The 11,903-nt window shown below is 65.2% G+C and carries 9 protein-coding genes; 4 read left to right on the top strand and 5 right to left on the bottom strand.

The window, feature by feature from the left end:
* Positions 1-75: 75 nt before the first annotated feature.
* Together AC0Z42_RS05825 and AC0Z42_RS05820 are read right to left on the bottom strand one after the other, a co-directional pair.
* Entirely contained in the window at positions 76-723 is a 648-nt protein-coding gene (locus AC0Z42_RS05825; RefSeq protein ID WP_485467287.1) for a response regulator transcription factor, read from the bottom strand.
* Positions 720-2,189, bottom strand: coding sequence for a sensor histidine kinase (locus tag AC0Z42_RS05820; protein WP_485467286.1), 1,470 nt, complete (start codon positions 2,187-2,189; stop codon positions 720-722). The genes AC0Z42_RS05825 and AC0Z42_RS05820 overlap by 4 nt, the downstream gene beginning before the upstream one ends.
* Before the next feature lie 184 nt (positions 2,190-2,373).
* On the opposite strand from AC0Z42_RS05820, the gene AC0Z42_RS05815 reads away from it, so the two are divergent.
* The gene (locus AC0Z42_RS05815) at positions 2,374-3,342 is read left to right on the top strand and encodes an IS1595 family transposase (protein ID WP_485467285.1); all 969 of its coding nucleotides are present in this window, start codon (positions 2,374-2,376) and stop codon (positions 3,340-3,342) included.
* Positions 3,343-3,353: 11 nt separating this feature from the next.
* On the opposite strand, the gene AC0Z42_RS05810 is transcribed toward AC0Z42_RS05815, so the two are convergent.
* Positions 3,354-5,699 (bottom strand): FdhF/YdeP family oxidoreductase, encoded by a 2,346-nt coding sequence (locus tag AC0Z42_RS05810; protein WP_485467284.1) that lies wholly within the window; start codon positions 5,697-5,699, stop codon positions 3,354-3,356.
* Complete coding sequence (locus tag AC0Z42_RS05805; protein WP_485467283.1) at positions 5,696-8,434, bottom strand: bifunctional diguanylate cyclase/phosphodiesterase; 2,739 nt, start codon at positions 8,432-8,434, stop codon at positions 5,696-5,698. Before AC0Z42_RS05805 ends, AC0Z42_RS05810 begins: the two co-directional genes overlap by 4 nt.
* 205 nt (positions 8,435-8,639) lie before the next feature.
* Between AC0Z42_RS05805 and AC0Z42_RS05800 the strand changes: the two genes are divergently transcribed.
* The 3 genes from AC0Z42_RS05800 to AC0Z42_RS05790 all read left to right on the top strand — a co-directional run bounded on the left by AC0Z42_RS05800 (position 8,640) and on the right by AC0Z42_RS05790 (position 10,930).
* Complete coding sequence (locus AC0Z42_RS05800) at positions 8,640-9,281, top strand: response regulator (RefSeq protein WP_485467282.1); 642 nt, start codon at positions 8,640-8,642, stop codon at positions 9,279-9,281.
* Positions 9,282-9,358: 77 nt separating this feature from the next.
* Positions 9,359-10,339, top strand: a complete 981-nt coding sequence (locus tag AC0Z42_RS05795) for an MBL fold metallo-hydrolase (protein WP_485467281.1) — start codon at positions 9,359-9,361, stop codon at positions 10,337-10,339.
* Positions 10,340-10,393: 54 nt separating this feature from the next.
* Entirely contained in the window at positions 10,394-10,930 is a 537-nt protein-coding gene (locus AC0Z42_RS05790; protein WP_426076291.1) for a Dps family protein, read from the top strand.
* A gap of 40 nt (positions 10,931-10,970) precedes the next feature.
* Here AC0Z42_RS05790 and AC0Z42_RS05785 read toward each other — a convergent pair whose 3' ends face one another.
* The gene (locus AC0Z42_RS05785) at positions 10,971-11,885 is read right to left on the bottom strand and encodes a LysR family transcriptional regulator (protein ID WP_485467280.1); all 915 of its coding nucleotides are present in this window, start codon (positions 11,883-11,885) and stop codon (positions 10,971-10,973) included.
* Between the last annotated feature and the right edge of the window lie 18 nt (positions 11,886-11,903).

Genomic DNA, 11,903 nt, shown 5'->3' with positions numbered 1-11,903 from the left:
GCGGCCACCTGACTTATGGGAGAACTTTACAGGCTGCAGGGCGAGCGCGAAATCATACAAGGGTATAGGGGGAGATTACTTGCGGCGCGCCGTATCAATCCCCAGCGCCTCGGCCATCCGCACCAGGTCGGCAAAGGTGCGCGCCTGCATCTTGCGCATGGCGTTGCCGCGGTGGATCTTGACGGTGATTTCGCTGGTACCGAGTTCGCCGGCGATCTGCTTGTTCATCAGGCCGCTGGCTGCCAGCGCCATGATTTCGCGCTCGCGCGGGGTCAGGCTGGCATAGCGGTCGTGCAGGCCTTGCGAAGCCTGTTCGCGCGCGCGCCGTGCGCCGTCGGCGCCCAAGGCCAGGTTGACGGCATCGAGCAGGTCCTGGTCGCGGAAGGGCTTGGCCAGGAAGTCGAGCGCGCCCGCCTTCATCGCGCGCACCGACATGGGAATGTCGCCGTGGCCGGTCATGAAAATGATCGGCAGGTGCACGCCGTCGCGGTTCAGCTCAGCCTGGAAGTCCAGCCCCGAGACGCCCTGCAGGCGCACGTCGAGCAGCAGGCAGCTGACCACTTCGGCGCGCGGCTGGGCCAGGAACTGCGCCACCGAGGCGTAGTCGGCCACCGCCAGGCCGCTCGAGCGCAGCAGGCTGGAAATCGCGGCGCGCAACGGCCCGTCGTCGTCAACGATATGCACCAGGCCTGGCGATGCCTCGGTCATGCTGACACTGCTCATGCGGTCTCCGTGACAAAGGTGTTGGCCGATGGCAGCGACAGCGACAGGGTGGCGCCCTGGCCCGGCGTGCTGCGGGCCCAGATGCGCCCGCCGTGGGTTTCGACGATCGAGCGGCAGATCGGCAGGCCCATGCCCATGCCGTCGGCCTTGGTGCTGAAAAACGCCTCGAACAGGTGCGGCAGGTGTTCGGCAGGGATGCCGGGGCCGCTGTCGGTGATATGGCACTGCACCGCGCCTTCGGCGTTGGCATCACAGGCCGTGCGCAGCAGCAGCGAGGCGTTGCCGGCCTCGCATCCCTGCATCGCCTGCATGGCGTTCATCATCAGGTTGATCAGCACTTGCAGCAATTGCACCTTGTCGCCGCGCACTGGCGGCAAGCCGGGCGCCAGCTCCAGGCGCAGGCTGACGGCATGGCTGCTCAATTCGCGCTGCACCAGCGCGGCCGCTTCCTCGGCCACTGCATTGAAGTCGAGCGGCAGATGATTGGGGTCGCTGCGCCGCGCCAGCGCGCGGATGCGCTGTATCACTTCGGTGGCGCGCCGGCTCGCTTCAAGCAGGCTGGCGATCGCCGCACAGGCTTCGTCGAGGTTCGGCTGCGGCCGGTTCAGCCAGCGCAGGCTCGCTTCGCCATTGGTGGCGATCGCCGCCAGCGGCTGGTTCACCTCATGCGCGATCGAGGCGGCCAGTTCTCCCAGCATGGTCACGCGCGTCACGTGGGCCAGCTGCACCTGCGATTCATGCAGCGCCTGCTCGGCCAGCACCGAGGCCGTCACGTCCATCAGCGCGCCCAGGTATTCGCAGTGATCGTCCTGGTCCCAGGTGGGCTGGGCCAGCACATGCACATACTTTATTTGGCCGTCCGGCAGCTGCAAACGGTGGCGCACATCGAGTTCGCCCTCGCAGCGCATCACCTGGTCTATGGCCGCGCGCACCAGCGGGCGGTCGTCAGGCATGGTGCGATCGAGCAGCATCTCGACGGTGGGTGCCTGGCTGGCCGGATAGCCATAGATGCGCGCCGCCTCGTCCGACCAGTACAGGCGGGCCTCGGGCGCCGTAAAGCTGAAGCTGCCCGTCTTGCTGATGCGCTGGGTGCCGGCCAGGAAGGCTTCGCTGCGGCGTAGCGCCTGCTCGCGGGCCAGCAGCCGTTCGGTGGCGGCCTGGCCGTTCAGCGCCAAAAAGGCGGTGATGCCGATCGCCGCCAGGCTGACCATCAGCCGGCCCGAGGCGGGGCCGGAAAAGATCGACACGTGGATCAGGCCATAGGCCAGCAGGGTCAGCGCCAGGCACAGCACGGTAGTCAGGATCACGCCGCGGCGCGCCCAGACGGTGGCCGACAGCAGCACCACCACCACGTACATCACGGCGATGGCGACGTCAAGATCGGTAAACGCATCGACCGCAAAAATCAGCAGGGTGACGCCGACCAGCAGGAGGGAGAGTAAGGGACTGCCGGGAACACGTGCCATGCCTGACCTTTCGTATCTTCTTCACCAGCATTGTAATATGGCAAGAAAGATAAGTGGGCTATACGAAAGTATAGTTTTGGCCGGCCCACACATAATAAAAGTGGGCTCTGTCACCGAAAACGGTGGGAACGCTCTACCGTTGCTGCGGTCTAACTGATCAGGTATTTCCTTCCCGGAGCCGATCATGGACACAGCCCAGTGGCAAGCATTCTCCAGGCAAATTCCAGAACTGTCGCATCGCCAGCGTATTGTCAGCAGCAACTTGTTATGCAGTAGCGCGCCGCAGAACGCCGCCGTCGCCCTGATCGAACAAACGGCGCAGGCGCAACTGCATTGCCCGTCCTGCCAATCGACACATTTCCACCGGCATGGGCAGGCCCATGGCCTGCAACGCTATCGCTGTGTTCCCTGTGGCAAAACGTTCAACGCCTTGACGGGCACGCCGCTGGCACATCTGCACCACAAGGAACGATGGCTGGCCTATGCCGACTGCTTGCTCAACTCGTTTTCGGTGCGCAAAGCCGCCACGCAAGTGACTATCCATCGCAACACCAGCTTTCGCTGTCGCCATCGCTTTCTGGCGCTGGCCAAAACCGACCGACCACGCTGCCTGCACGGCATCACCGAGGCAGACGAGATGTATGTGCTGGAGTCGCAAAAAGGTTCACGGCACCTGACGCGGCCGGCGCGCAAGCGCGGTGGCAGCGCAGGCAAACGTGGCATTTCCAATGAGCAGGTGTGTGTTCTGGTGGCGCGAGACCGCACCGGGCAAACCGTCGATTTCGTCACAGGCCTGGGCCAGCTGACCAAGGCCAAGCTGCACGCCTGCCTGCCGCCGGTGATCGACCGCGACATCCTGCTGGTAAGCGATGGCCATCCGGCCTATCCCGTATTTGCCAGGGAAATCGGCATCCAGCATGCAGCCGTCAACTTGCGGGCCGGCATCCGTGTGCGCGGCACGGTACACGTACAGAACGTCAACGCGTATCACAGCCGCTTGCGGGGCTGGCTGCGCGCCTTTCACGGCGTAGCAACGCGCTATTTGCCGAACTACCTGGGCTGGCGCTGGATACTCGACGCCAGGAGAATATTGTCCCCTGAAAGCTTGCTCAGGGCCACTTTGGGGACGTTCCCACATTTAACGGTGACATAGCCTAAAAGTGCCTAGCGCCCTCCCCCTTCCGGCATGCGGCCAGGAAACAACAGCACCGGGATCGATTTCGAGGTGGGCGTGCCGGCGCCGTCGGCCACGCTATCCAGGGGCACCAGCGCATTCGTCTCGGGATAATACGCCGCCACGCAGCCGCGCGGAATGTCGTAGGCCACCAGCATGAAGCCGTCGGCGCGGCGCTCCACGCCATCGTCCCAGACGCTTTTCACGTCGACCCAGTCGCCCGCCCGCATGCCCAGCATGGCGATATCGTCGGGGTGGATGAAGATCACGCGGCGCATGCCGAACACGCCCCGATAACGGTCGTCCAAGGCATAGATGGTGGTGTTGTACTGGTCGTGCGAACGGGTCGTCATCATCACCAGCAGGCGTTCGCCATGGCGTTCGCGCGCGCGTGAAATCGGCGTATCGCGCGGCACCGCGTGCACGGCAAACTGCGCCTTGCCGCTGGCCGTGTGCCAGGTGCGGTGGCGCGGCGCCACCGTCAGGTGAAAGCCGCCCGGCACGGCGATGCGCTCGTTATAGTCATGGAAATCGTCGAACACTTTTTCGATTTCGTCGCGAATGAGTGAGTAATCGTTGCGCCAGGCGGGCCAGCGCAAGCCATGGCGACCCTGCCCTTCGCCAGCACCCAGGGTCGCTTCGGCCATGCGCGCGACGATCGCCACTTCCGACAGCAGCTGTGTTGACGCCGGTGCATTGCGCCCGTACGATACATGCACCATGCTCATCGAATCCTCCACCGTCACGCCCTGCGCCACGCCCTGCCGCAAGTCGATCTCGGTGCGGCCCAGGGTCGGCAGGATCAGCGCGGCGCGGCCATGCACCAGCGCGCTGCGATTGAGCTTGGTGATCACCTGCACCGTCAGGGCGCACGAGCGCAGGGCGGCGAAGGTGCGCGGCGTGTCGGGCGTGGCGACGGCAAAATTGCCGCCCAGGCCGATAAACACTTTTACCGTGCCCTGCTCCATGGCGGCAATCGTCGCCACCACATCGTGGCCGTGGTGGCGCGGCGGTTCGAACCCATACACCTGCCGCAGGCGGTCCAGGAAAGCGGCGGTGGGCTGCTCCTCGATGCCGACCGTGCGGTCGCCCTGCACGTTCGAGTGGCCGCGCACCGGACACAGGCCGGCGCCGGGCCGGCCGATATTGCCGCGCATCAGCATCAAATTGCTCAGCATCTGGATGGTGGCCACCGCGTGCTTGTGCTGGGTGATGCCCATGCCCCAAGTGGCGATCACCCTTTCGCTGCGCGCGTAGATGTCGGCCAGCTGAGCGATCTGCGCCAGCGGCACGCCAGCTTCCGCGACCAGTACGTCCCACGCTTCGCCGCGCAGATCGGCGGCAAAGGCCTCGAAAAACGCCGTGTGGGACGCGATGAAGTCCAGGTCCAGCAGGCGGTGCGTGCCCTGCAATGCCGCCGCATCGTCCATTTCCAGCAGCCGCTTGGCCACGCCCTTGATCAGCGCGAGATCGCCGCCCAGACGCGGCTGGATGAACAGCGAGGCGATCCTGGTGCTGCCGCCGGTCAGCATTTCGCCCATCGCCTGCGGATCGGTGAAGCGCTCCAGGCCCCGTTCGCGCAGCGGGTTGATCGATACAATCGTGGCGCCCCGCCTGGCGCAAGCGCGCAGTTCGCCCAGCATGCGCGGGTGGTTGGTGGCGGGATTCTGGCCGAAGATCAAAATCGCGTCGGCGTGCTCGAAGTCGTCCAGGGTGACCGTGCCCTTGCCGGCGCCGACCACCGGCGGCAGGCCGCGGCTGGTCGCCTCATGGCACATGTTCGAGCAATCCGGAAAATTGTTGGTGCCGTAGGCGCGCGCAAACAGCTGGTACAGGAACGCCGCCTCGTTGCTGGCGCGCCCCGAGGTATAGAACGCCGCCTGGTCCGGGTCGTCGAGCGTGTTCAGCTCGCAGGCAACCAGTTCGAAGGCGTCATCCCAGGAAATCGGCACGTAACGGTCGCTGGCACCGTGGTACACCATCGGCTGCGTCAGGCGGCCGTGCTGTTCCAGCTCGAAGTCGGACTGGCGCAGCAGCTCGGTGACGGTATGGCCGGGGCCTGCAAAGAAATCGGCAGTCACGCGCCGCGAAGTCGCTTCGGCCGCCACCGCCTTGGCGCCGTTTTCGCAAAACTCAAAGGCCGATGCATGGGCGCGGTCGGGCCAGGCACAGCCGGGGCAATCGAAGCCGTCGGGCTGGTTTTGCGCCAGCAAGGCGCCAATGCCGGCCGGCGGCACCCGTTCGCGCAGCATGCCTTGGGCCACGTAGCGCAGGGCGTCCCAGCCGGCGGCTGCATGGGTATAGGGGGCGATCTTGCCGATCGGTTTTTTGCTCATGGCAGGGTCTCTTCGGATGGGCTAATGAATGGTAACGCAATTGGTGCCGCCGGGTGCTTGAACAGGTCTTGCACGGGCACGGCGCGGCCGAACAGATAGCCTTGCAGGCCCGCGCAGCCGATCTGGCGCAGGCTGTCCCACTGCTCGGCGTTTTCCACCCCTTCGGCCACCACCTGCAAGCCCATGCTGTGGGCCAGGGTAACGATGCTGCGCACGATGGTCGACGCGTGCGGCGTATGCAGCATGTCGTGCACGAAGGAGCGGTCGATCTTCAACTGGTCGATCGGCAGGCGTTTCAGGTAGCTGAGCGAGGAATAGCCGGTGCCGAAGTCGTCCAGCGAAAAGCCCACGCCCCGCGATTTCAATAACGTCATCTTGGCGATCACGTCCTCGACGTCGGTCAGCAGCATGCTCTCGGTCAGTTCCAGCTTGAGCAGGTGCGGGTCGGCGCCGCTGCGCGCGATAATCTGCAGCACCCGCTCGGCAAACGCACCCTGGCGGAACTGGCGCGCGCTGACATTGACGGCGACCGTCAGCGCGCGCGTCCCGGGTGCCCCGGCCCAGCTGACCAATTGCTGGCACGCCGTTTCCAGCACCCAGTCGCCGATCTCGCCAATCAGTCCCGCTTTTTCCGCCTGCGCGATAAAGTCGCCCGGCGCCACCATGCCGCGCCGCGGATGGCGCCAGCGCAGCAGCGCCTCGGCGCCGGTCATGCGGCCATCGGCGTCGACCACCGGCTGGTAGTACAGCAGCAGTTCGCGCCGCGCCAGCGCCGAGCGCAAGTCCGCTTCCAGCGAGGCCGAGGCATCGAGAGCGGCCTGCATGCGCGGATCAAAAAAACGGTAGGTATTGCGCCCGGCCGCCTTGGCTTCGTACATTGCCATGTCGGCCTGGCGCAGCAGGTCGTTGATGGTGTGATGGCCTTCGCCAAACAGCACGATGCCGATGCTGGGCGTGCTGCGCAGGTCCTGCCCGTCGAGCGGATACGGCAGGCCCAGCGCCTGCAGGATTTTATTGGCGACGATATCGGCGTGCGCCGCCGCCAGCGCCGGGCTGCCGCCCAGGTTGTCGAGCAGGATCACGAATTCGTCGCCACCGAGGCGCGCCACCGTGTCGCTGTCGCGCATCACCTGCTGCAAGCGGAACGCGACCATTTCCAGCAGGCGGTCGCCCATGTCGTGGCCCATGGTGTCGTTGAGCAGCTTGAAGTTATCGAGGTCGACGAACAGCACCGCGCCGTGGCAGCCACCCCGTTCGCCGCGCGTGATCGCATGGCCCAGCCGGTCGAGCAGCAGGCGCCGGTTCGGCAGCCCGGTCAAGCCGTCATAAAACGCCAGGTGCGCGATTTCCGCCTCGGCCAGTTTGCGCGCGCTGATATCCATGCGCGTGCCGACCATGCGCAGCGCCGTGCCGTCCTGCGCCCGGTCGACCACCTTGCCGCGGCTTTGCAGCCACACCCAGTGGCCATTGCGGTGGCGCATGCGGTACTCCGCCTCGTAGGGCCGGCTGCGGTCGTCCAGGTGCTGCGCCAGCGCCTGTTCCAACACGGCCAGGTCGTCGGGATGCATCAACAGCCGCCACTCGCCGTGGTCGAGCGCCAGTTCGTCGGGCACATAGCCAAGCATGGCGGCGGAGCGCGCGTCAAAGGTGCGCACGTCGCTGGCCATCTGCCATTCCCACAGGCCCAGGTTGGCGCCATTGAGCGCCAGCTCGACCCGCTCGGCGGCGACCGCCCTTTCCTCGGTGCGCACCTGCGCCAGCTGTTCCAGCGCCAGCCGGCGGCGCTGCGCCAGCAGCAGGCCGACGGCGCCGATCACGCCGGTCAGCAGCCAGGCCAGCGCGCTGGTCCAGGCCAGGCTGTGCCAGCCCGCCTCGATGCGGGCGGTTGATCGGGACAGGCTGATCACCAGCGTCTTGTCCAGTCCCAGGCTGTGCAGCCGCATGGTGCGCTGGACCACCAGCCGCTGTTCGCCACCGTTTGCCGCGCCTTCGAGCACGGTCAGCATGCGGCCGCTGTGCTGGTGGCGCAGGAACAGCGGATCGGGCGCGCCGCCTGCCCGCATGGCGGCCGGGTCGGCCGGCACATACAAGATGCGCCGCCCTGTGTCTTCGGTGATCGCGCTGTTCATGTCGGACGCATACAGCGCCGAGCGCATCACGGCATCGAAATACTCGGGGTTGAGGATGGCGCTGGCGGCACCATCGGCCTTGCCGTCGCCATCCATCCTCGCCAGCGACAGCTTGAGATTGAATACGCCCGGCGTGTTTTCGTACGGCTGCGACAAGTACAAGGTGTCGGGCGAACGCATGCCGGCCACCTGGCGCGTGTACTCGCGGTCGTCGAGGCGCGCATCGCGCAAGTCGTCGTCGGACAGCACGATATGGCCGCGCCGGTCGACCACCAACAGCGCCCGTACGCCGGGCATGGCGCGCTTGAGAGACTGCAGCAGCACGCGCCGGCACTCCGCCGTGCAGCCGCTGCCAGGATGAAAAGCGCGCCGCGCGCTGTCGAGCGCATTGCGCACGCCTTCGAACTGGTGCTGCAGGTTTTCATCGATGATCAGGGTCTGCATGCGCATGCGCTCGATGTCGGAGGCGATCAGCAAGCGCCGTTCGCTCCAGATAAAGTAGCCCACCATCAGTGCGCTCATCAACAGCACCCCGGCCAGCACCAGCCATTCGGCGCCACGGCGGCGTGGACGCGGCAAGCGCTGCAACAGATCAATCGGCTTCATTTTTTTCCTCACGAGTGTGGTCGCGGCATTTGCCTGCCGATGCCGGCCACTATAGGCAGCTTGCCCGCCGAGGAAAATCACACCTAGGTATGCCACCCCATACCAAGGTTTAAGACAAGCCTGGTCCTATACCCACGTATGACTAGGCAAGCGCGCGGAGGTTTCGCACAATGGCCGTATCGAACCAACCAGGACGGACGCCATCATGCACACCGAATTGACTACCACCTTGACCACCATCGTGATCGCCGACGACCACCCCTTGATCCGCGCCGGCATGGCGTCCTTGCTGCAATCGACAGGCAGCTTCGCCCTGCTGGGACAGGCGGCCGACGGCGAACAGGCGGCCGAGCTGTACCAGCGCCTGCGCCCTGAAATACTGCTGATGGACATGAGCATGCCCGGTTGCGACGGCATCGAAGCAACGCAGCGCATCCGCCGGCAGCACCCGCAAGCGCGCATCATCATCCTCAGCGCCCACGAAGGCGACGAGGTGGTGCACCGCGCCATGCGGGCCGGCGCCAGCGGCTACCTGCTGAAAAGCGCGCCGTTTGCGGAACTGCTGGACTGCATCGACTGCGTGCTGGCCGGCAGACAATACCTGGCGCAGGGGCTGTCGGCCAAGCTGGCCGGGCGCGTGCACGGCAGCGACCTGTCGACGCGCGAACAGGAAATCCTGGTGCACCTGGCGACCGGCATGAGCAACAAGCTGATCGCGCGCGTGGCCGGCATCGGCGTGGGGACTGTGAAATTCCATATCAATAACATCCTCGCCAAGCTGGACGCCGCCAGCCGCACCGAAGCCGTGATGCTGGCCAGCCGGCGCGGCATGCTGCAACTGGCCTGACTGGTCTTCCGATAGTCGTATTCGATGTGCCGCGCCGATAACATGGCATCCAAGCTCAACACCGCCGAAAGACACGCATGAGACGCAAGATACGCATTCCATCACTGATTTTCGCCAGCGCCATGCTGCTGCCACTGGCCCTGCCCGGCGCCAGCGTGTACGCCGCCGCGCCGCAGCAGCACACGCAGGCACCGGGCTGGTACCGCATGATGCTGGGCGAGTTTGAAATCACGGCCCTGTCCGACGGCACGCATGCGTTCCCGATCGACACGGTGATGCGCGGCATCACGCCAGGCCAGATACAACACGACCTGCTTGACGCCGACCTGGCGGCACCGGTGCAGGGCTCGATTAACGCCTTTTTGGTCAATACGGGCAAGAAACTGGTGCTGATCGACGCCGGCGCCGGCGTGCTGTACGGTAATTGCTGCGGCCGTTTGCTGGACAATCTGCGCGCCGCCGGCTACCAGCCGGAGCAAGTCGACGAAGTGCTGCTGACGCATTTGCACAAGGACCATGCGGGCGGGATTGTCGCCAACGGCAAGCCGGCGTTTCCGAACGCCACCGTGCGCCTGTCGCAGCAGGAAGCCGATTACTGGCTCGATCCGGCGAGCAAGGCCAGCGGCCCGGCATTTCTCTCCAGTTTCTATGACGCCGCCGTGGCCAGCACGGCGCCGTATATCGCCAGCCGGCATTTCAGCCCCTACGCCAGCTATGGCGAAATCACGCCCGGCATCACCGCCATGCCCGCGCCCGGCCATACGCCCGGCCACGCCATGTATATGGTGCAAAGCGGCAAGCAGCAATTGCTGGTATGGGGCGACATCGTCCATATGGCGGCGCTGCAACTGCCGCACCCGGAAGCCACCGTGCAGTACGACAGCGAGCAGGACCTGGCCCGCAGCACGCGCGCGGCGCTGTTAAGCAAGCTCGGCAAGGACCACGTGATGGTCGGCGCCGCGCATATCGCCTTCCCCGGCCTCGGCCACCTGCACCAGGACGGTACCCGCTATACATGGTTGCCGGTCAACTACGACGGCTTGCCGCCAGCACCCTGATTTTTTGGCACGGGCCATCGCGGCCCGCATTTTCACTCACTTTGAAAGCACATCATGAGCAACTCTCCTGACATCCTGCAAGACTTCGGTTCCCTGGCCAACGTACGCATCGGCCTGTCGGCCGAAGTGCGCGCGCAAGGCGTGCACGCGCTGAACCGCCTGCTGGCCCATACCATGGCGATCCGCGACGCCTACAAAAAGGCCCACTGGCAGACTTCCGGCGCCACCTTCCACCAGCTGCACCTGCTGTTCGACAAGCACTACGGCGAACAAGTGCTGATCATGGACGCCATCGCCGAGCGCGTGCAGACCCTGGGCGGCGTGACCTTCGCGCTGGCGCAGGACGTGGTCGACGAATCGTCGATCGCGCGCGCCCCGCGCGGCCGCGAATCGGCGCTGGCCCAACTGTCGCGCCTGCTCGATGCGCATGAAACGATTTTGCTGGAAGCACGTCCGCTGGCGCGCGCCGCCGCCGACATGGGCGACGACGGCAGCAACGACCTGATCGTCAGCCAGGTGGTGCGCAGCAATGAGCTGCAAAGCTGGTTTATCGGCGAACACCTGGCAGCGCAAAGCGGCAAGGCACAATAAACACCTCGCGGCGGGCCGCTTCACGGCCTGCCCTTCCCTCTCAGGCGATCCACAGCCTTTCGTAGTCGTTCTTTCTGAACCGTTCCACCAGCGCGTCGATAAAGACCCGGTCCTTGGCCGGCATATGCGCGCGCGTCTGGAACGCTATATTGATGGTCAGGCGCGGCAGATCCCAGTCGTCGAGCACCGGCACCAGCCGCCCCGCCACCAGGTCGTCATACACGATGTATTTCGGTTGCACCAGGATGCCCAGGCCTGCCAGCGCCGCATGGCGCAGCACCTGGCCGTCGTTCGATTCGAGCAACGGGCGGATTTTGGTGACGATCTTTTCATTGCCCCGCCTCAAAGGCAGTTCGCGCGGACTGGCCGCCAGCGCATAGTTCAGCACCTTGTGCTGGTGCAGGTCGGGCGGCAAGATCGGCATGCCATGCTGTTCGATATAGCCTGGCGCCGCCGCCAGGATGCGGCGCGTTTCGGCCAGCCGGCGTATCGTGATATTACTGTCCGCTTCCACCTGGCGAGTGCGGATGGCGATATCGACGCCGTTTTCAATGATGTCGTAATAGCGGTTGGCGGCGATCACTTCCACCTGGATGTCCGGGTAATGCCGGTTAAATTCGGGCAGCAGCGGCGCGATATGCAGCAGGCAGAACGACAGCGAAGCGGTGACGCGCAGGGTGCCGGTCGGCTTGGTGGCGGTAGCCGTCACCATATTCTCCGCTTCGCGCAGGCTGTCGAGGATGGTCTTGCACTGCTGGTGGAACTTGACCCCGGCCTCGGTCAGGTATAGCCGGCGCGTGGTGCGTTTCACCAGTTGCACGCCCAAGCGTTCCTCCAGCGCGATCAGGTGGCGGCTGGCGGCCGAGATGGAGATTTCCAGGTGCTCGGCCGCCTTGCTGATGCTGCCCAGGTCGGCCACGCTGACAAACAGCTCGATTTCTCGTAATTGATTCATGCGATTGTCCCGTTTTTA

This window comes from Janthinobacterium sp. 1L-D-8-B-C4 (genome assembly GCF_057291295.1).
The sequence above is the reverse complement of the archived record's forward strand: the minus strand, read 5'-3'. Positions and strand labels throughout refer to the sequence as shown.

Bases quoted from the DNA above. Each gene is read 5' to 3' on its own strand.
- AC0Z42_RS05815 (WP_485467285.1), top strand. From the start codon at position 2,374: ATGGACACAGCCCAGTGGCAAGCATTCTCCAGGCAAATTCCAGAACTG.
- AC0Z42_RS05800 (WP_485467282.1), top strand. From the start codon at position 8,640: ATGCACACCGAATTGACTACCACCTTGACCACCATCGTGATCGCCGAC.
- AC0Z42_RS05810 (WP_485467284.1), bottom strand. From the start codon at position 5,699: ATGAGCAAAAAACCGATCGGCAAGATCGCCCCCTATACCCATGCAGCC.
- AC0Z42_RS05820 (WP_485467286.1), bottom strand. From the start codon at position 2,189: ATGGCACGTGTTCCCGGCAGTCCCTTACTCTCCCTCCTGCTGGTCGGC.
- AC0Z42_RS05825 (WP_485467287.1), bottom strand. From the start codon at position 723: ATGAGCAGTGTCAGCATGACCGAGGCATCGCCAGGCCTGGTGCATATC.
- AC0Z42_RS05785 (WP_485467280.1), bottom strand. From the start codon at position 11,885: ATGAATCAATTACGAGAAATCGAGCTGTTTGTCAGCGTGGCCGACCTG.
- AC0Z42_RS05805 (WP_485467283.1), bottom strand. From the start codon at position 8,434: ATGAAGCCGATTGATCTGTTGCAGCGCTTGCCGCGTCCACGCCGCCGT.
- AC0Z42_RS05795 (WP_485467281.1), top strand. From the start codon at position 9,359: ATGAGACGCAAGATACGCATTCCATCACTGATTTTCGCCAGCGCCATG.
- AC0Z42_RS05790 (WP_426076291.1), top strand. From the start codon at position 10,394: ATGAGCAACTCTCCTGACATCCTGCAAGACTTCGGTTCCCTGGCCAAC.